Source organism: Anaerotruncus massiliensis (ex Togo et al. 2026) (genome assembly GCF_900199635.1).
Taxonomy (GTDB): Bacteria; Bacillota; Clostridia; order Oscillospirales; family Ruminococcaceae; genus Anaerotruncus; species Anaerotruncus massiliensis.
This window is the reverse complement of sequence record NZ_LT962687.1, coordinates 1,876,769-1,895,834: the sequence shown is the minus strand read 5'-3', so window position 1 is coordinate 1,895,834 and position 19,066 is coordinate 1,876,769. Positions and strand designations below refer to the sequence as shown.

Here is a 19,066-nt window from a genome sequence, read left to right as displayed (position 1 = left end):
TTCTGTACGACTGCCGTCGAGGCGGTCGTATTCTTTTATAGGGAGAAAAAAACGGTCACACCGTCTCCCCCGGCCGCGGCCCAAAGAAATTCCGGACAGATCCGATTCGGACAAAGATATTTTTCTAGGAGGGCATATCATGAAAAAGAACTGGATTCGCTTGCTGACGATGTTGCTTGCGGCCATGCTCATCCTCACGATGAGCGGCGTTGTCAGCCTTGCGAACGACGACCAGCCCGTCACCGGTGACGGCGTATCGGATGTATCCGATACGATCAGTCCTGTGAAGACGGAAGAAGAGCCGTCCGTGGACGAGAGCTCCACAGGCGCGAGCTCCGAGGATGAAGGCTCCAAGGGCCCGAGTTCCGAGGATGTAAGCTCCGAGGGTTCGAGCTCCGAGGGTTCGAGCTCCGAGGACGCAAGTTCCAAGGACGCGAGCTCCAAGGACGCGAGCTCCAAGGATGCAAGCTCCGAGGACATAAGCTCCGAGGAATGCACCTGCGGCGCCACCGAGGGCGAGGTACATAAGGAGGGCTGCCCGCTCTACACGGAGCCCGAAGAGAAGCCCTCGGAGGCGGTCCAGGCGGTCATCGATATGATCGAGGCGCTCCCGGATACCGACACAGTCGCCAACTATGAGCCAGCGGTCGATCTTCCCGAGGACGACGAGGGATACAACGATGCCTATAATGAGGCGTATTCGGCGTACCTGGAGGAAGCCAAGGAGAATTACGCCGCCGCGCAGGAGGCGTACAACGCGCTGACCGACGAGGAAAAAGCGGAGATCCCGGAGGAGCTGACCGGAAAACTGGTTGACTTTGCCGGTTTCATCGCCATGCTCGGACAGGTGAACACGCTTGATTTGGATAACGCCAGCGGCGGGCCGGAATACTATGAGGAATTTGGTACAAAGAAGGCTCCCTTCTTCTTTGCGAACGGGACGCCGATCACCATCACGGAGACCGGCGCTGACGGAATGGGCGCGAAGATTACTTGGGACGGCGGCGAAAAGGATGTCCCGGCAAATACCAACGTGTTCGGCGGATACCACAATAGCGATACCTCGTGCACGACCAGTATCATAATGATCGGCGGACGGCTCAACTCCCTGTTTGGAGGAGGCTTGCATAAGAGTCACGTCACCAAAGCGACGATTACGATCTCAGGCGGGGCGGTCCCCGGACAGGTCGCGGGCGGCGGCGCATCCTCAATGACAAATGGCTGCAGCGACGACTGTTCCTATACAAACGCATGGTATAGCGGTGATGCCAAGGACTCCCCCTGCCGGGTCGATGAAGCGGTGGTTACCATTGAAGGTGGTAACGATTATTTGCTCGTATTCGGCGGCGGCGAAGGGATCAGCAGTACCGGTACGGCGACGCTGAACATCTCTGGCGGCGATATGTCGGGAGCCTATGTCACCGCGGGCGGTTCCAACGGCTATACCGGAAGCGGGACCGTGAACGTTTCGGGCAGCGCCAATATCAAGGTTTTACAGGGCGTCAACCGCGGCGGCATGGACGCCATCAAGCTGAACGTGACCGGCGGAACGGTTAAAAATATGTATGCCGGCGGCGAATCGGGCGATGCCAGCGTAACGGGAACATTCGCTCAGTCGGATGTCACGGTTTCCGGCGGCACGGTAAAAACGCTCAGGGCTGGCACGAACGGCGGGGCCGAGATCACCGATATGAGCGGTATTACGGCGACGATTACGCCGAGCGCCGTGGAGGACAATCAGCTCACTGACAAGCTGGTCGCGGAGGTTAGCGGCGTCGACTATCCGAGCCTTGACGCGGCGGTCAAAGCGGCAAAGAACGGTGACGTGATCAAGCTGCTTTCCGGTTATACCGCGGAAACGGCGGACGATATCGTAACGATTCCCGAAGGCCTCAGCATCACGCTGGATCTGGCAGGGAAGACCATCGACGTGGGCAGTTCTTTTGCAGGCCGTCCGCTTATCAACAGGGGCACACTGACGATCACCGGAAACGGAACGATCGACAGTTCCGCCTCTTTAAGCGGCCGGGGAGCGATCGACAACTACGGCACGATCACTATTGAAAATGGTACCTATACCGGCAATGTTTATGCAGACGGCGCAAGCCTGATGAACCGCCAGGGCAGTACCGCGATCATTAACGGCGGCACTTTCAACGGCGCCACTAGTGCGCTCTATAACGAGGGCAAGGTAACGGTCAATAACGGCTCCTTTATTACCACTTCCTGCACCCATGTGGTGGATGCTGGAGGAAAGCAGCACTGGTCTTACGCTTTAAATAGCCGTGGCGAACTATACTTTAACAACGGTACTGTACAGGGCGTGCAGGGGGCGCTTTCCATCAGTAGCGGCTATGCCGAGGTGAAAAAGGGTACCTTCACGACGGTTAAGGATACGGAAGGCAACGATGCATGCGCGTATTACGCGATTTATATTGCCGGTGAGGTCGGCGAGGTGGAGGCCCATGTTTATGGCGGTACGTTTAAGTCTGCCAGCAAGGTGGCGATTCTGGTCGGAAACGACAATACCGGCGGCGACGGCGGCATCAACGCAAAGGCAACCGCTTATATTTCGGGCGGTACTTTTATCGGCGGAAATGGTAAGGCTCTGGACGCCGGAACAAATACTGGCAATCCATCTATTACAGGCGGCACTTTTAACAGCGACGTGACCAAGTATGTTGCCGCAGGCTATGTGTGCGAACAGCAGGGCGACGGCAGTTACAAGGTGTCCCCCGGCGCTTCGATCGCGCAGATTGGAAGCACTGTTTATCCGAGCCTTGCCGCGGCGATCACTGACGCCGTAAGCGGCGACACAATCACGCTTCTGGCAGACGTTAAAGAAGATCCCGTCACTGTGGATCGGGCGGTCACCATCGACGGCAACGGCAAGGAATTTACCGGTACGATGGTGGTCAGCGCCGGCGGCGTAACCATCAAAAATACCGTGTTTACGGGTGCCGGAATCGTTCCTAAGGAAGGGAAAAATGGTGCGAACCACCTGATCAAGGTCACCTGCGACGGAACGTTCACCTTTACCGGCAATACCATCAGAGGGGTAGATGCGAAAACAGCGGACGGCCAGGACGGCATTTATTACGATTACATCAATATTGCCGCGTCGGGCGTCGTCACGATCACCGGAAACACCTTTGACGCCAATGGCGGAAAGGTCTATAACGGCATCGAGTGCAGCCAGTCCATTCCGCTCGCCAGCGGAAGCAAGATCGCCAACAACACCTTCGCGAAGGGCGACTGCACCCATAACTCGATCAACATCTATAAGGTGGCGGACGGCGGCAGCTATGACGTCAGCGGAAACACCTTTGCCTATTCCGGCAACGCGTTCCGACTGAGCAACTATCCGAATGCAGACGGTGCAAGCCCCCGCGCCACTTTCAACATGAACAATACCACATACAACGAGACAGATACGACGAATCCCGGGTATGCGGGTCTGATCTGTCTGCAAGACCCGACCAACCAAAACGGCAAATTTGAGGATTTCTCCAAGTTCACCATCCATCTGGCGAACCTGAAAGGCCCCGGCGGTGAAATCCTGACCAAAAATGAACTTGGCACCGCAAAACAGGTCTTCTATGTTTACCGCGACAAAACCGGCATCATCGAGGATGCGGCTCAATGGCCAGTCGTTCCCGAATTCATCAATACCGACGAGGAGATCGCCGAGGTGGTCGCGGCGGCGATCAAGGCCGGCAACGACGCCCTGAAAGCGGCGCTGGGTGACGGCTCCACCACGACTTTGGCCGACGTCACCGAGGACGACATCAAGGCGATCATCTTGAGTGACAAGGGCGCGGCTTTCAAGACGGCGATCGGCGAGGCCAGCGCCATGCTGGATAAGCTCGATGCCGGCAAGCTGGCGGCCTATCTTGCGAAGAATCCCGACCTGAATAAACAGGTGGACGCGCTGCGGATGAGCTACGACATCGCCTTCACAGTGGCGCCCGCGCCGAGCGTTCCGGAGGTCAAGGCGACCGTCCCGGCGGACGCGACGGATGCTGAAAAGCAGGCGTTTAACGAGGCGAAGGGCGAACTGGCCGCCGACAGCAACCCGGCGGCAACCGAACCGCCGAAGAACCTGGCCGAAGCGGTGAAGGGGAACCTGCCCGCGGAGGCGACCGAGGCGGCGCTTGCCAATAATACCACCGAAATCCATGTTTCCCTCGAGACGGAGATCCACGATATCGCCGTGCAGGAGGTTACCAACGACGACGGAACCACGACCGCGGTGGTCACCGAGATCAAGTTCGAGGTGCAGCCCGTCTGGCTCATTAAAGCTGGAGATGATGTCAAGGCGAAGGGCGCCATCGATTCGCTGAGCGGACAGCCGGTCACCTTCAAGCTCCCCATCCCGAAGAGCGTTACGGATCGGTATGCCAAGATCGTCCATGAATACTCCGGCGGCAGCGAAACCTTCTACCTGGAGATTCAGAAGGACGAAGAGGGCAACCAGTATGTCGACGTGACGGTCACCCATTTCAGCCCGTTTGTCGTGACCTTCACCAACAGCAAGCCCTCCTCCGGACATTCTTCCTCGGGCGGCGGTTCCGGCGGCGGGAGCGCCTCGCTCGATAACTACGACTTCTGGGCGAAGGTCCAGAAATCGATCGAGCGCGCGGACGGCGGCGACGTCATCAAAGCGAACGCCTCCAAGGCGCTCAACGTGCCCGGCAGCGTGCTGCGCGCGCTCGAAGGCCGCGACGTGACCCTTGTCATCAGCTACAAGGGCAGGGAACTGGCGATCTACGGCAAGAACATGCCTTCGATCCCCGACAACAAGGTCTACTATACCTTTGACGACCTGTTCGACCTCTTTGCGGATTACGACGCGACCGTGTTGGAAATCCCCGAGGCCAAGCCGGGCAGCAACCCGGTGACGGGCGGCGGCTACTATCTGCCGGGCGTCACCGTGCCGACGGTCACCCTCACGGCGGAGCTTCCCGCGGTGCCGGAGACCCCGGACAGGATCTCGCTGGAGCCCGCCGAGAAGGCGGTCGAGCCGGCGGTGCCGGCCGAAGCGGCGCCCGCGCAGGCATCCGCGCCCGCGGCGGCGCACAGGCGCCTGAGCGGCGTGACGATCGCGCTGGCGGCGCTCATCGCGGCGGTGGCCGTGGGCGGCATCACCACCGGCGTCTGGCTCTATAAGCGGCGCGAACAGGAATAAGCACCCTAAGGGGCGCATCCCTCCGGATGCGCCCCTTTCCTTCCCCGTCCCGGCTTGACGGGGCGGGGGATGTATGCTATGCTTTTTCTGATAAAACGCGTTTTTGGCTGTCAAGTCTAAATTACTGGAAAATGTGATAGACTTTCCCTCTGATAAGGGTGCCGCCGCCGGAAAAAATAGAACCATCAGGAAAAGATGGGGGCGGTGCTGATGAATCCGGGCGAGATGTCGGCCTATGACGCGTTTTTACATTCGGGAAAGATTGAGGACTACCTCAAATATGTAGACGTCCGGCAGCAGTCCGCAACCGGGACTGCTTCGGGCGCCGCTGTGACGGGAGATACCGGTGCATATCACGACCGACGGGATCGTGCTGCGGGAGCGCGCGATTGACGAGTTTGACTGCGTGCTCACCCTCCTGACGAGGGAACGCGGCATCATATCCGCATACGCACGGGGAGCTAAGAAGCCACGCGGGACGCTGCGCGTTCCCGCCGAGCTGCTCAGCTACTCGTGCTTTGTGCTGTTCTCCAACCGGGAGCGGTACAGCGTCGACAAGGCCGACCTCGACACCGTCTTCATGGGCGTGCGCGGCGACGTGGAAAAGCTCTCCCTCGCCTCCTACTTCTGCGAGCTGACCGCGCAGGTCGCCCCCCGTGAGGAAAACGCGGACGGCTATCTGCGCCTGCTGCTCAACACCCTCTACCTGCTCGACACGGGCAAACGCGCCTGCGGGTTTCTAAAGCCGGTCTACGAGCTCCGGCTGCTCACGATGGCGGGCTTCATGCCAAACCTCGTCGCCTGCGCGGGCTGCGGCTGCTATGAGGCGGAGGAGATGTTCTTCCTGCCCCAGTCGGCGCAGCTCGCCTGCGGGGAGTGCGTCCGTTCCTTCCCGGCGGACCAGGTGCGCCTGCCGCTCGGCAGGGGGGTGCTCGCCGCCATGCGCCACATCCTCTATTCCGAGGCGGAGAAGCTCTTCTCCTTCAGCCTCCCCGGACCGGCGCTCGCCCGGCTGGAGGAGGTCTGCGAATGTTATACGGTCACACAGCTGGAACGGCGGTTTGACACGCTCGATTTTTACCGGACAATGAAGGGATCAGTCAATGGATAAATACTGTAAGGCAATTGAACTGGATAAGATCCTCGCGCGGCTGGCGCAGCTCTGCTCCTGCGAGGACGCGAAGTCGATGGCGCTGGCCATCGAGCCCGCGCGCGACCTGCGGGACGTGCGCGAGCTCATGCAGTACACGGTCGACGCGAACACGCTGACCAACCGCTACTCCACGCCGTCGGTCGGCGCGGTGGAAAACCCCGCCGCCGCGCTCAAGCGCAGTGAGATCGGCGCGCGGCTCTCGCCGCGCGAGCTGCTCGACGTGGGGAAGGTGCTGCGCGCCTTCGAGACGATCGAACGGTGGCGGCACCAACTCGAAGGCGGGCAGACGAGCCTCTCCTACCTGCTCGATTCGGTGGTCGCGCTGCCCGACCTGCAAAAGCACATCGCGGACACGATTATCAGCGAGGAGGAGATCGCCGACAACGCGAGCCACGAGCTCGCCGACATCCGCCGTAAAATCCGCCAGGCGGGCGCCAAGGCGCGCGAGGTCCTCGATAAGATGGTGCGCTCGGCGACCTACCAGAAATTTTTGCAGGACAACATCATCACCCAGCGGGACGGCCGCTTCGTCGTGCCCGTCAAGCTGGAATACCGCAATGAGATCAAGGGCCTCGTGCACGACACCTCCTCGTCGGGCGCGACGGTCTTCATCGAGCCGATGGGGGTCGTCGAGGCCAACAACGAGATCCGGCTTTTGCAGGGCAGGGAACAGGCGGAGATCGACCGCATCCTCTACGAGCTCTCCGCGCAGGTGGGCGGCTGCGCCGCCAGCATCCGGGGCAGCTATGAGGCGGTCGTCGAGCTCGACCTCTACTTTGCCAAGAGCCGCCTCGCCGACGAGATGCACGCGAGCGTGCCCGCCATCAACGACACCGGCGTGGTGCGGCTCAAAAAGGCCCGCCACCCGCTGCTCGACAAGCACAAGGTCGTTCCGATCGACCTTTCGCTCGGGGAGACGTTCGACACGCTCGTCGTCACCGGCCCCAACACGGGCGGCAAGACGGTCGCGATCAAGACCCTGGGCCTGCTCACCGCGATGGCCCAGTGCGGCCTCATGCTGCCCGTCGCGGACGGCAGCACGGTGCCCGTCTTCAAAAAGCTGCTCGTCGACATCGGCGACGAGCAGTCGATCGAGCAGAGCCTCTCCACCTTCTCGGCGCACATGACCAACATCATCCGCATCCTCGACGAGGCGGACGGCGATTCCCTCGTCCTGCTTGACGAGCTCGGCGCGGGCACCGACCCGGTCGAGGGCGCGGCGCTCGCCGTCGCGATCATCGAGCAGCTGCGCGCCCAGCGCGCCCGGGTGGTCGCCACCACCCACTACGCCGAGATCAAGATGTACGCCCTCAACACCGACGGCGTCGAAAACGCCTGCTGTGAGTTCGACGTGGCGACCCTGCGGCCCACCTACCGCCTGCTGACCGGCGTGCCGGGGCGGTCGAACGCCTTCGCGATCAGCGAACGCCTCGGACTGCCCTCCGGCGTCATTGAGAACGCGCGCACCCACCTGTCGGGCGAGAACGCGCGCTTCGAGGACGTGGTCGCCCAGCTCGAGGGCACCCGGCAGGAGCTCGAAAAGGAGCGCGCGCTGGCGGCGAGCCAGCGGGTCGAGGCGCAGCGCACCTCCGCCGAGGCGGACGAGCTGCGCCGCACCGCCGAGCGGGAGCGCGAGCGCGAGCTCGAGCGCGCCCGCGTGCAGGCGCGCGGCATCGTCGAGCAGGTGAGCGCGCAGGCGGAAAAGCTGATCGACGAGCTCGACGAGCTGCGCCGCCAAAAGGACAGCGCCGACTTCTCCGAGCGCGCCGCCGCGGCGAAGGTTGCCTTCAAGGCAAACCTGCGGAAGTTGCAGGACCTCGCGGACCCCGTCACCCGCAAGAACGTGGAAAATTACGTGCCCGACCGCCCGATCAAGCGCGGCGACACCGTGCGCCTTCTCGAGCTCGGGAAGGAGGGCACCGTCCTCTCCGCCCCCGACGGGCAGGGGTACCTCAACGTGCAGGCGGGCATCATCAAGACGCGCGTCCACCAGTCGGAGGTGCGACTTGTCGACATGTCCAACAAGCGCGTCACGGTCAATAATGCCGGCGTTTCGTCGCGCGGCGTTTCCTCCAAGGCCACCCGCGACGTCAAAACCGAGCTCGACCTGCGCGGCATGACCTCCGATGAGGCCCTCGTCGAGCTCGAGCGGTTCATCGACTCGTGCGTCCTCTCGGGCGTGCCCACCGTCACGATCATCCACGGCAAGGGCACCGGCGCCCTGCGCGCCGCCGTCCAGCAGCGCCTGCGCAAGCACCGCAACGTCAAAACCTTCCGCCTGGGGACGTACGGGGAAGGGGAAGCGGGGGTTACGATCGCCGAGCTGAAGTAGCGGGAGGTACGCGTCATTGTTACGGCCTTTTCCGGAAAAGGCCTTGGCGAAAAGCTTTCCGGGGGACTTTCGAGAAAGTCCCCCGGACCCCTCAAAGCTTTATCAGGCCGGCCGCCCTGCCACGGCGCGCGCTCGACCCGTGACGAAGGCGGGACGCGCTTTCGGGAAAGTCCCCCGGCCCCCTCAAAGCTTTATCGGGCCTGCCGCCCTGCCGCGGCGCGAGCCCGCCCCGTGCCCGGTGCGCGGGGACGCGCTTTCGGGAAAGTCCCCCAGCCCCCACAAAGCTTTATCAGGCCGGCCGCCCTGCCACGCCGCGCGCCCGACCCGTGCCCGGGGCGCGGGGACGCGCTTTCGGGAAAGTCCCCCGGCCCCCTCAAAGCTTTATCAGGCCGGCCGCTCTGCCACGGCGCGCGCCCGACCCGTGTCGAAAGCCGTCGGAAAAGCGCGCCGCGCTTTACAGCCTGGCAAATTTATGTTATGATTTATCTTGGTACGAAATTTCATGAAGATAGATTGCGAGTGATGACTGTGGAAAAGAAAATTACCAAGCCCGGTTCCCTGACCTACAAGGGCCGCCCGCTCGTTCGCAGCGGGAATACCATCTATTACGGCGATATGGGCGACAAATACGTCGCCATGCTCCAAATCCTCAGCGAGGCCGATTTTGACGGCGAAACCCTCCCGACCAAGGTCTCCGTCCAAATCTGGTCCACCGACGAGGAGCTCCGCCCCCGCGACCGCGTCGTGAAAAAGACCGAAAAGAACAACCTCTTCGACGCGATGAACATCGCCTCCATCTGGCTTGAGCGCCAGCTCGGCGAGAAAAAAGCCTGAATGATGCTGAAAAGCCGCCGTCCCCTCCGGGACGGCGGCTTTTTTTATCGATTGGCGCTCAGTCGGATGCCCCCTGCTCAAGGTGCGGGATGTCCGTCAGTCCCAGCAGGTAATCCGTCGATACCTGGAAGTAGCCCGCCAGCTTCACAAGGAAATCCAACGAGGCGTTCAGACTGCCGTTTTCCAGCTTGTGAAGCTGCTCGGTCGACAGGTTGAGCAGTTCCGCGATCTCTTCAGGCGATTTGTCCTCCCGGCTGCGCAGAAATTTCAATCGGTCCCCGAATGTGTCCTGGTCAAACACGTGAAGTGCCCTCCTTTGTTGTTTTAACGGTTTGTTTCCGGTTTGTCGGTCCGCCCGACAAGATAATCTATCGATACGCCGAAATAATCGGCAATAGCGACTAACCCATTGATATGCGGTTCCTGCTCTCCGCTTTCGTAACGCTGGTACTGCCGCACGGTGATGCCAAGCAGATCGGCCAACGTCTTTTGAGGCGTTTGCTTTTTGAGGCGTAGCGCCCGGAGACGACTGCCAAAATGATTCATAAGAGCGATAACCCCCTTGACACGACTTTATTAGTCGTGTATACTAAAGGCAGAGAGGCGACCAAAAAGGTCGTATCAAAACATTCTATCACATATTATGCTGGGAGGCGAAAAACGGTGGCGGAAGATTATTTACGTCAGCTTTACAGGAACGGACTGGATTATTATGCGGGCCTGGCGGCGCATCAGCCGGGCTTTGAGGAGGTTAAGGCGCGATATGGCCGGTGCGCCCGCAAAATCCGGAGCAGGCTGACACAGAAGCAGGTTGTCTGGCTGAAATCGCTGATCGACGCGCAGTACGAAATGGAGTGTATCCACTGCGAAACCGCGTTCGCGGAAGGGTTCCGGCTGTGCGCGCGGCTGACGGGGGAGCTGAACGCGCGCGCGGTTTCAGCGCGGGATGCGGCTTCCGGTTGAACGCGCGCTACAGCTTTGGGCACGGGCCGCGTGCGCGGTGGGGCGGGGAGGCCGGCCTGATGTGTTTTCGGGGGGGTTGGGGGACATTTTCCCAAAAGGTCCCCCCAGTCCGGGGGACTTTCTCGAAAGTCCCCCGGATCAGCCGCCCAGAAAGCCGCCGTCGACCTTTAGCACTTGTCCCGTAATGAACCGTGCTTTCCCGCCGCATAAAAAGACGACGGCGTCCGCGACCTCCTCGGGGGAGCCGATGCGGCAGAGGGGCGTTTCACCGCACAGCGCGGCGAGGGTCTCGGGGGAGAGATTGGCGTTCATCTCGGTGTCGATGACGCCGGGGGCGACGCAGTTGACGGTGACGCCCGAGGGGCCGACCTCCTGCGCGAGCGCCCGGGTGAAGCCGATGACGGCGGCCTTGGAGGCGGAGTAGTGCACCTCGCAGGACGCGCCGGAGATCCCCCAGATGGAGGAGATGTTGACGATGCGGCCGCTGTGGCGGCGGAGCATGCCGGGCAGGACGCAGCGGCAGGTATGGAACACGCCGCCCGCGTTGACGGAAAGCATCCGGTCCCAGTCGGCGGCGGTGAGGTCGGTAAAGAGCTTCTGCTGGGCGATGCCCGCGTTGTTGACCAGCGCGTCGATGTGGCCGAAGCGTTTTTCGGCGGCGGCAGCCATCGCCTCGACGGCGGCGGGGTCGGCGACGTCGGCGCGGTAGAGCTCCGCGTCGCAGCCGAGGGCGGAGAGCTCGTCCAAAAGCGAGCGGGCCGCGGCCTCGTTTTTGTGCCAGCAGGCCGCGACGGCATAGCCCTCCCGCGCAAAGGCGAGGGCGCACGCCCGGCCGATGCCGCGGGACGCGCCGGTAATCAGGACGGTCTTCATAAAGCCTCCACGGGATGTCAACGCCCCCGTCCTGCGGGCGGGGGCGTCCGTAATGTTCTAATCGTTCAGGTAGCTTTTGACCAGCATCTGGAGCAGCTCGTCGCGGTCGATTTTCCGGATGAGGCTGCGGGCGTTGTTGTGGGTCGTGATATAAGTCGGGTCCTCCGACAGGATGTATCCCACAATCTGGTTGATCGGGTTATAGCCCTTCTGGCGGAGCGCGTCATAGACCTCCGTCAGGATTTCCTTCATCTGCTGTTCCTTATCCTCATGGATCGAAAAGGATATCGTCGGCTCGTGCATGACATCACCCCTCCCTCTTACTGACCATTTTACAACAATTTTCGCCTTATGGCAAGGCGTAAACTGTATATTTCTCATATTGTATGACTTTGCCCGCGCAAATATACCGCTGAAAAAGCCCCGGTAAAACCGGGGCTTTTTTGATGCTTGGATTCAGCTGCGGATTTCGACGCCGAGGTTTGCGAGCGATTTGAGCACCCGCTTGATGGCGGCGTCGGCCTCCTCGTCGGTGAGGGTGCGGTCGTCGGCGCGCATCGTGAGGGAATAGGCGACGCTCTTTTTGCCCTCGGCGACCTGCTCGCCGCGGTAGACGTCGAAGAGGCTGACCTCCTCGAGCACCTTGCCGACCGCCTCGCGGATCGCCTTTTCGAGCGCGGCGACGGGCAGCTCGTCGTCGCAGATGAGCGCGAGGTCGCGGGTCGCGGCGGGGAAGCGGGGCAGCGGCTTGTAGCCGCGCTCGGGCGCGACGTTTTCAAACAGCACCGCCTCGTCGAGGCAGGCGACATAGGCGCGCGCGCCGATCTGGTAATTCTGACAGATTGCCGGGTGCACCTCGCCGATCATGCCGAGCTTTTGGCCGTTCACGGTGATTACGGCGCAGCGGCCGGGATGGTAGGTGGGATCGTCGGAGACGGCGGCATATTCCGCGCCCTCGACGCCCGCCGCGGAGAGCAGCGTTTCGACGACGCCCTTGAGGGTGAAGAAGTCGTGTCCCTCGCCGTAGGCGCCGATCGTGACGCAGGCGCGCTCGTCGGGCAGCTCGCGGCCCTCGACGGGGAGGTAGACGTTGCCGATCTCATAGAGGGCGGCGGCTTTGTTGCGGTTGTTGTAGTTGCGGGAGAGCACCTCGAGCATCGAGGGGACGGTCGTGGTGCGCATGACGCTGGTGTCCTCGCCGAGCGGGTTCTGGATGACGACGCATTTACGGTAATCGCTGTCCGCCGGAAGCCCGATCTTGTCGTAGTATTTGGGGCTGATGAAGGAGTAGGTCGCGACCTCGTAAAGCCCCTGTGCGAGCAGGGTGCGGCCGAGAAGCTGCTCGAACTTCTGGATGGGGGTGTAGCGGCCGTTGGCGGTGCCGCGGATGGCGGTGACGGGGATCTTGTCGTAGCCGTAGAACCGCGCGACCTCCTCAGCGAGGTCGGCCTTGTGCGCGAGGTCGGCGCGGAAGGTGGGCGGGATGACGAATTCGCCGTCGATCCTGCATTCGAGGCGGGTGAGGATGCGGTGCATCTCCTCGACCGGCACCTTGATGCCGAGGAAGCTGTTGATCCAGTCGGGCTCCAGCTTGATGCGGCGCTCGGCGTGGTCGGAATTGTCCACGTCGATCATGCCGCCGACGACCTCGCCCGCGCCGAGCAGCTCGACGAGCTCGCAGGCGCGTTCGACCGCCGGGATGGTGGTGGCGGGGTCGAGCTGCTTTTCAAAGCGGCCGGACGCCTCGGTGCGCATGCCGAGCTTTTTGGCGGTGGTGCGCACCGACGGGCCGTTGAAGCAGGCCGACTCGAAGACGATCATGTTGGTGTCGTCCATGATGCCGCTGTATTCGCCGCCCATGACGCCCGCGACGGCGGAGGGCTTCTTCGCGTCCGCGATGACGAGCATCTCGGGGGAGAGGACGCGGTCGACCCCGTCGAGGGTCATGATCGTCTCGCCCGGCTTGGCGTTGCGGACGACGATCTTGCCGCCCTCGACATACTTGTAGTCGAACGCGTGCATCGGCTGGCCGTATTCGAGCATGACGTAGTTGGTGATGTCGACGATGTTGTTGATGGGGCGCACGCCCGAGGCGCGCAGCCGCTCCCGCATCCAGCGGGGGGAGGGAGCGATCTTGATGTTCTTGACCATCCGCGCCGTGTAGCGGGGGCAGAGGGCGGGGGCGAGCACCTCGATCGAGAGGTGGTTTTTGATGTCGTCGACGGTCGCTTTGACCGCGGGCGCCTTGAGGTCGAGAGGCTTTCCGAAGGTGACGGCCGCCTCGCGCGCGAGCCCGGTGACCGAGAGGCAGTCGGGGCGGTTGGAGGTGATCTCGAATTCGACGCACACGTCGTCGAGCCCGATCGCCGACTGGATGTCCTGCCCCGGCTTTATGTCCGGTTCCTCCAGGATGAAGATGCCGTCCTCGACCGCGTAGGGGAAGTCGTGGGTTGTGAGGCCCAGCTCGGAAAGGGAGCAGAGCATCCCGCAGGACTCGACGCCGCGCAGCTTGCCCTTTTTAATGTGGACACCGCCCGGCAGCCAGGAGTCGTGCAGGGCGGTGGGCACGTAGTCGCCCTGCCGGACGTTCTGCGCGCCGGTGACGATCTGCACGGGGGCTCCCGCGCCCACGTCCACCTGCGTGACAAACATGTGGTCGCTGTCGGGGTGGCGGACGATCTCGTCGACCCGGCCGACCACGACGTTTTTGATCTCCGCGCCCTCGCGCTCCCAGCCCTCGACCTTGGAACCGGACATGGTCATCGCTTCGGAAAACTCGTGGGGCGTGATATTGCCGACGTCGACATAGTCGGCCAGCCATTTCATGGACAGATTCATGATAAGTTACCCTCCCTTAGAATTGGTTGAGGAACCGCAGGTCGTTCTCGTAGAAGAGGCGCAGGTCGTCGATGCCGTAGCGGCGCATGACGATCCGCTCAAGCCCCATGCCGAACGCGAAGCCGCTGTATTCCTCGGGGTCGATGTTGCAGATGGAGAGCACTTTGGGATGCACCATGCCGCAGCCGAGGATCTCGATCCAGCCCTCGCCCTTGCAGAGGCGGCAGCCCTCGCCGTGGCAGGCGAAGCACTGGAAATCCATCTCCGCGGACGGCTCCGTGAAGGGGAAGTGGTGGGGGCGGAAGCGCACGACCGCCTCCTCGCCGTAGAGCCGCTTTGCGAACATCTCCAGCGTGCCCTTGAGGTCGGCCATCGTAACGCCGCGGTCGACCACGAGCCCCTCGATCTGGTGGAAGAGGGGGGAGTGGGTCGCGTCCACCGCGTCGGAGCGGTAGACCCGTCCGGGCGCGATGACGCGGATGGGGGGCTTCTGCTTTTCCATCGTGCGCACCTGCACCGGGGAGGTCTGGGTGCGCAGCAGGACGTTGTCGCTGATGTAGAAGGTGTCCTGCGTGTCGCGCGCCGGGTGGTCCTTCGGAATGTTGAGCGCCTCGAAGTTGTAGTAGTCGGTCTCGACCTCCGGGCCTTCGGCCACCGAGAAGCCCATGCCGAGGAAGATCTCCTTGACCTCTTCGAGCACCTTGGTCAGCGGGTGGAGCTTGCCGAGCGGCGCGGCCCTGCCGGGCATCGTCACGTCGAGCTTTTCGAGCGCGAGCTTCTGGTCGAGCAGGGCCGCCTTGACCGCGGCGGTGCGCTCCTCGACGAGCGCCTCGATGCCCGAACGCACCTCGTTGGCGAGCTGCCCGACCTTCGGGCGCTCCTCGGCCGAGAGCTTGCCCATCTGCTTGAGGATGACGGTGAGCTCCCCCTTCTTGCCGAGGTATTTGACCCGCAGGTCGTCGAGCGCCTTGAGGTCGCCGGCCTGCGCCAGCGCATCGGCCGCCTGCTGTCTGATCTGTTGCAGCGCGTTTAACATTGTATTTCATCCTTCCCTGTGATACTGCAAAATAAAAAGGCCGTCCGTCCGCAAAGGGACGAACGGCCGTGACGCCAGTCCGTGGTACCACCCAAATTCCCAATACAAAGAGTATTGGACACTTCTGCGCTTTTTAACGGGGCGAACCGTCGCCGCCTACCGCCCCGGGGGGGGTTGAGCGGCGCCGCTCACGGGTGAACTTCACGCAGACGCTTCCCGCGGTCCGTTTTCAGCCGGCGGCGGACCTCTCTGTTGCGGCGCGGATGCGCTACTCTCCCGATCTCAGCGTTATTCGATTAACCATCATCTTAGCATGATTGCTCCGGATTTGCAAGGGCTTTTTGAGATTTTTCTCCTCAGAGGAGCATCCCGTCCCCGCCGTCCTCACAGCCGCACTCGTCGTTGTCGAGGATTTCGCCGACCCGCAGGCGGCGGGCGAGCTTCATCTCCTCCACCTGCTTGTGGATGAGTTCCTTGACCCCGCGGGGCTCGCGGATGTTCTTGAGCAGCAGCCTGGGCAGCGACTTGTCCGACGACTGCACCAGCACCGACCCGACCCGGAAGATCCGCTGCCACAGGCTGATGGTGAGGCTGATGTCCCGCACACGGTAGAGGATGACCTCCTCCTGCCGGGTGTTCAAAAGTCCCGTCTCGAGAAAGAGCCGGTCCTCCGACATCGAATATTTCGTAAAGGTGATCGGCAGTCCGCAGATGCGTTTGCGGTCCTTCCAGACCACGGCGGGTTCGGAGATTCGTTCAGCGGCCATGACAGGGCTCCTTTCTTTCGCGCAGCGCGCCCGATGGGTCCATCATAACACCCCGCCGCGAAAAACGCAAGAAGGGCAAAAAGGGGGAGCGGCTTTGCCGCCCCCCCTCGGGTCGATCGGTTCAGGAGACCATGATCGCCATCACCATCAGGATATAGACGGCGAAATAGGCCACCACGCAGCCCACGGCGGCGATGACGACGATGGCGCGGTTGGTGCGCCCCGCGCGGGCGATCGTCTCGGTGTAGCGGCGGTCGTCGAGCGTGCCCTGCGCCGCGAGCATTCCCTCACGGACGCGGGTGACCTTTTTGACCGCGTGCCGCAGGTAGAAGCGGTTGGCGAAGAGGGAGAAGACAACGCCCACGGCGAGCAGGAAATAGCGCATGTACTCCATCGCGGCGTAGGCCCACAGGTGCTGGGTGGGCTGGAACTCGCTGATGAACTCAAACATGCTCGCCCCGGCGTAGATGTCGTTCATGTGGTCGAGGGCGAAATGGACCGCCTCGGGCATGACGAAGAGGGTGGGGATCTGCGCGAGCAGGGTGATGCCCAGCAGGATGAGCCCCACCGAATACATCTTGCGGTAGAAAAAGTAGAAAAAGTTGAAGAAAAGCGCGCAGAAGTTGAAAGAAACGGGCTTCCCCTGGGAAATCTGTTTAAAGCGGGGGAGGAAGTAGCCGGAGTTCTCCCCGACATAGAGCGCGAGGTCCCGCGCCGACACCCCGTCGATCTCCTCCGAGGGGTTGAGCCCGCCGAAGGCTGCGCTGTAGGGATTCTGCGCGGGCGGCGCGGCGGCATAGGGCTGTCCGCCGAAGGGGGAGAAGGGCTGCCCCTGCTGGGGCTGGGGCTGGCCCTGGGCGCCGCGGTGCAGCGGCGCGCCGCACACCTGGCAGAAAAGGCCGGTGGAGGGATTGCCGGCGCCGCACGCCGGGCAGGCGGTCCCGCCCGCGGCGCCGCCGGGGGCCTGCCCGGGGGTCTGCTGCTCGTGCGGCGGCTCCCAGGCATGTCCCTTAATATGCAGGTCGTTCAGCGCGCAGTGCCCGAGCTGCTGGTAGCACGTCCGATGGTGGGGCGCGCCGCAGACCGGGCACACGACGATGTCGTCGTCCTCCGTAAAGCGTTTGTTGCAGACGGGGCACTTTACGCCCGTATAGTTCGCCAAAAAATCAACCCCTGAATCATAAATCCATAAATAGTGCTTTCTGAATACCCATGATACAGACAATCCCCTGAAAATTCAAGAGCGTAATTGTGAACTTTTCGTGCGAACGGCTTTTCCACGGGGTTTTGCGCCGGAACCGCTTTACTTTCCCGGGAAAAAATACTATAATATTATTTCTGAGAATGACAAATGCTAGTGGAATGGAGTTGCCGATATGCTGCAATTTGAGGAGCTGCGCCTGCGGCTGGAGGGCCGCCGTGAGGAACTGGACGATCTCGCCCAGGCGATCGGATACGAGGGCCTCAAGCGCAAGCTCGCCGAACTGGAGGAGCAGACGACCGCGCCGGGCTTCTGGAACGATGTGGAACGCTCGCAGAAGAACCAGGTGGAAACCGCCCGCGTCAAGGGAAAGATCGAGGGCTGGGACAGGCTCGACGCCCTCTACGGGGACACCCTCACCCTCATCGAGCTCGCGGACGAGGAGGAGGACGAATCGGTCTACGAGGAGGCGCTCGCGGACGCCGAGAGGTTTGAGCAGGACCTCGAGACCCAGAAGCTCTCCACCCTGCTGACGGGCGAATACGACGTGAACAACGCGATCATGACCTTTCATGCGGGCGCGGGCGGCACCGAGGCGCAGGACTGGGCCCAGATGCTCTACCGCATGTACACCCGCTGGGCCGAGCGCCACGGCTATACCTATAAGATCCTCGACTATCTCGACGGCGACGAGGCGGGCCTCAAGAGCGCGTCGATCATGATCGAGGGGGAGAACGCCTACGGCTTCATGCGCTCGGAGGCGGGCGTGCACCGGCTGGTGCGCATCTCGCCCTTCGACGCGTCCGGCCGCCGGCACACCTCCTTCGCCTCGGTGGAGGTGCTGCCCGAGCTGCCCGACGACAACACCGTCGAGATCGACCCCGAGGACATCAAGATGGAAGTCTTCCGCTCCTCCGGCGCGGGCGGCCAGCACATCAACAAGACCTCCTCGGCGGTCCGCCTCATCCACATCCCGACCGGGATTGTCGTCTCCTGCCAGAACGAGCGCAGCCAGTTCCAGAACCGCGACATGTGCATGAAGATGCTCACCGCCAAGCTCGTCGAGATCAAGGAGCGGGAGCATCTGGCCAACATCAACGAGATCAAGGGGGAGCAGATGCAGATCGCCTGGGGCAGCCAGATCCGCTCCTACGTCTTCATGCCCTACACCCTCGCCAAGGATCACCGCACCGGCTTTGAAATGGGCAACATCAACGCCGTGATGGACGGCGACATCGACGGGTTTATCAACGCGTACCTCAAGGCCGCGAGCCTGGGGACGCTCGGACAGGTGGACTGAGAATAGCATTGAGGAGAGAATCTTATATGTGGGCTGTCTACGCGGTCGGTTCGGCGGTCTTCGCGGCGCTGACCTCCATCCTTGCCAAGATCGGCATCGAAAACGTCAATTCCAACCTCGCCACCGCCATCCGCACGGTGGTCGTGCTTCTTCTCGCGTGGGGGATGGTCTTCCTCACCGGCTCCCAGCACGGCATCCGCGACATCTCCCAGCGCAGCATGCTCTTCCTCATCCTTTCGGGGCTCGCCACCGGCGCCTCGTGGATGTGCTATTACAAGGCCATCCAGATCGGCGAGGTCTCCAAGGTGGTCCCCATCGACAAGTTCAGCCTCGTGATCACGATCGTGATGGCCTTCATCTTCCTGCACGAGGCGGTCAGCGTCAAATCGGTCATCGGCGCGGTGCTCATCACCGGCGGCACCCTTTTGATGGTGCTCTGATCTTGGAAAATGCCGCCTTCGGGCGGCATTTTTGCGCTCCTCCACCCCCGGCGGGGCTTTAGATTTACCGCGCGCCTGTTTGCGGCCGCGGCTTTTTATCGCGCCCCTCCGGTGCGTTCCCAACGGTGGAAATGGAAGGTG

Annotated in this window: 15 protein-coding genes and 1 other annotated feature; of the genes, 7 read left to right on the top strand and 8 right to left on the bottom strand. The window is 62.2% G+C overall.

What is annotated here, in order from left to right; genetic code table 11:
* Positions 1–139: 139 nt before the first annotated feature.
* The 4 genes from C1A13_RS09365 to C1A13_RS09350 all read left to right on the top strand — a co-directional run bounded on the left by C1A13_RS09365 (position 140) and on the right by C1A13_RS09350 (position 9,507).
* A complete protein-coding gene (locus C1A13_RS09365) occupies positions 140–5,188 on the top strand; it encodes a hypothetical protein (protein WP_101551362.1) in 5,049 nt (1,682 codons plus the stop codon).
* A 346-nt stretch (positions 5,189–5,534) separates the two neighbouring features.
* Complete coding sequence (gene recO, locus C1A13_RS09360) at positions 5,535–6,299, top strand: DNA repair protein RecO (protein ID WP_172439234.1); 765 nt, start codon at positions 5,535–5,537, stop codon at positions 6,297–6,299.
* Entirely contained in the window at positions 6,292–8,673 is a 2,382-nt protein-coding gene (locus C1A13_RS09355) for an endonuclease MutS2 (protein WP_101551358.1), read from the top strand. The genes recO and C1A13_RS09355 overlap by 8 nt, the downstream gene beginning before the upstream one ends.
* A 528-nt stretch (positions 8,674–9,201) precedes the next feature.
* Positions 9,202–9,507: a hypothetical protein gene (locus tag C1A13_RS09350; RefSeq protein WP_121585971.1), complete on the top strand. Its 306-nt coding sequence runs from the start codon at positions 9,202–9,204 to the stop codon at positions 9,505–9,507.
* A gap of 58 nt (positions 9,508–9,565) precedes the next feature.
* Here C1A13_RS09350 and C1A13_RS09345 read toward each other — a convergent pair whose 3' ends face one another.
* Positions 9,566–9,808, bottom strand: a complete 243-nt coding sequence (locus C1A13_RS09345) for a helix-turn-helix domain-containing protein (protein ID WP_158595532.1) — start codon at positions 9,806–9,808, stop codon at positions 9,566–9,568.
* A gap of 23 nt (positions 9,809–9,831) precedes the next feature.
* Positions 9,832–10,053 carry a helix-turn-helix domain-containing protein gene (locus C1A13_RS09340; protein WP_101551352.1) on the bottom strand — a complete coding sequence of 74 codons (222 nt, stop codon included), beginning with the start codon at positions 10,051–10,053 and terminating at the stop codon, positions 9,832–9,834.
* A 117-nt stretch (positions 10,054–10,170) separates the two neighbouring features.
* On the opposite strand from C1A13_RS09340, the gene C1A13_RS09335 reads away from it, so the two are divergent.
* The gene (locus tag C1A13_RS09335) at positions 10,171–10,470 is read left to right on the top strand and encodes a DUF6809 family protein (RefSeq protein ID WP_101551349.1); all 300 of its coding nucleotides are present in this window, start codon (positions 10,171–10,173) and stop codon (positions 10,468–10,470) included.
* Positions 10,471–10,608: 138 nt separating this feature from the next.
* Here the strand turns inward: C1A13_RS09335 and ymfI are convergent, their stop codons facing one another.
* The 6 genes from ymfI to C1A13_RS09305 form a co-directional block, all read right to left on the bottom strand.
* A complete protein-coding gene (gene ymfI / locus C1A13_RS09330; protein ID WP_101551347.1) occupies positions 10,609–11,343 on the bottom strand; it encodes an elongation factor P 5-aminopentanone reductase in 735 nt (244 codons plus the stop codon).
* 57 nt (positions 11,344–11,400) lie between these two features.
* Positions 11,401–11,646 (bottom strand): IreB family regulatory phosphoprotein, encoded by a 246-nt coding sequence (locus C1A13_RS09325; protein ID WP_101551345.1) that lies wholly within the window; start codon positions 11,644–11,646, stop codon positions 11,401–11,403.
* A 153-nt stretch (positions 11,647–11,799) separates the two neighbouring features.
* Entirely contained in the window at positions 11,800–14,181 is a 2,382-nt protein-coding gene (gene pheT, locus C1A13_RS09320; RefSeq protein WP_101551344.1) for a phenylalanine--tRNA ligase subunit beta, read from the bottom strand.
* Between the two features lie 16 nt (positions 14,182–14,197).
* Positions 14,198–15,217, bottom strand: a complete 1,020-nt coding sequence (gene pheS, locus C1A13_RS09315) for a phenylalanine--tRNA ligase subunit alpha (protein WP_101551342.1) — start codon at positions 15,215–15,217, stop codon at positions 14,198–14,200.
* Between the two features lie 51 nt (positions 15,218–15,268).
* Positions 15,269–15,510 (bottom strand) — a binding site (T-box leader).
* A gap of 63 nt (positions 15,511–15,573) precedes the next feature.
* Positions 15,574–15,984, bottom strand: coding sequence for a PH domain-containing protein (locus tag C1A13_RS09310; protein WP_101551340.1), 411 nt, complete (start codon positions 15,982–15,984; stop codon positions 15,574–15,576).
* Between the two features lie 121 nt (positions 15,985–16,105).
* On the bottom strand, positions 16,106–17,146 hold the full coding sequence (locus C1A13_RS09305; protein WP_146021712.1) for an RING finger protein: 1,041 nt from the start codon (positions 17,144–17,146) through the stop codon (positions 16,106–16,108).
* Positions 17,147–17,360: 214 nt separating this feature from the next.
* Here C1A13_RS09305 and prfB point away from each other — a divergent pair, with 214 nt between their 5' ends.
* Positions 17,361–18,485, top strand: coding sequence for a peptide chain release factor 2 (prfB, locus tag C1A13_RS09300; RefSeq protein ID WP_101551336.1), 1,125 nt, complete (start codon positions 17,361–17,363; stop codon positions 18,483–18,485).
* Between the two features lie 26 nt (positions 18,486–18,511).
* Positions 18,512–18,925 carry an EamA family transporter gene (locus tag C1A13_RS09295; RefSeq protein WP_101551334.1) on the top strand — a complete coding sequence of 138 codons (414 nt, stop codon included), beginning with the start codon at positions 18,512–18,514 and terminating at the stop codon, positions 18,923–18,925.
* Positions 18,926–19,066: the final 141 nt, after the last annotated feature.

What these genes read in the sequence shown, in the direction of transcription:
- C1A13_RS09365 (WP_101551362.1), top strand. Translation starts at nt 140, where the DNA reads ATGAAAAAGAACTGGATTCGCTTGCTGACGATGTTGCTTGCGGCCATG.
- C1A13_RS09355 (WP_101551358.1), top strand. Translation starts at nt 6,292, where the DNA reads ATGGATAAATACTGTAAGGCAATTGAACTGGATAAGATCCTCGCGCGG.
- C1A13_RS09340 (WP_101551352.1), bottom strand. Translation starts at nt 10,053, where the DNA reads ATGAATCATTTTGGCAGTCGTCTCCGGGCGCTACGCCTCAAAAAGCAA.
- ymfI (WP_101551347.1), bottom strand. Translation starts at nt 11,343, where the DNA reads ATGAAGACCGTCCTGATTACCGGCGCGTCCCGCGGCATCGGCCGGGCG.
- C1A13_RS09325 (WP_101551345.1), bottom strand. Translation starts at nt 11,646, where the DNA reads ATGCACGAGCCGACGATATCCTTTTCGATCCATGAGGATAAGGAACAG.
- pheT (WP_101551344.1), bottom strand. Translation starts at nt 14,181, where the DNA reads ATGAATCTGTCCATGAAATGGCTGGCCGACTATGTCGACGTCGGCAAT.
- pheS (WP_101551342.1), bottom strand. Translation starts at nt 15,217, where the DNA reads ATGTTAAACGCGCTGCAACAGATCAGACAGCAGGCGGCCGATGCGCTG.
- C1A13_RS09310 (WP_101551340.1), bottom strand. Translation starts at nt 15,984, where the DNA reads ATGGCCGCTGAACGAATCTCCGAACCCGCCGTGGTCTGGAAGGACCGC.
- prfB (WP_101551336.1), top strand. Translation starts at nt 17,361, where the DNA reads ATGCTGCAATTTGAGGAGCTGCGCCTGCGGCTGGAGGGCCGCCGTGAG.
- C1A13_RS09295 (WP_101551334.1), top strand. Translation starts at nt 18,512, where the DNA reads ATGTGGGCTGTCTACGCGGTCGGTTCGGCGGTCTTCGCGGCGCTGACC.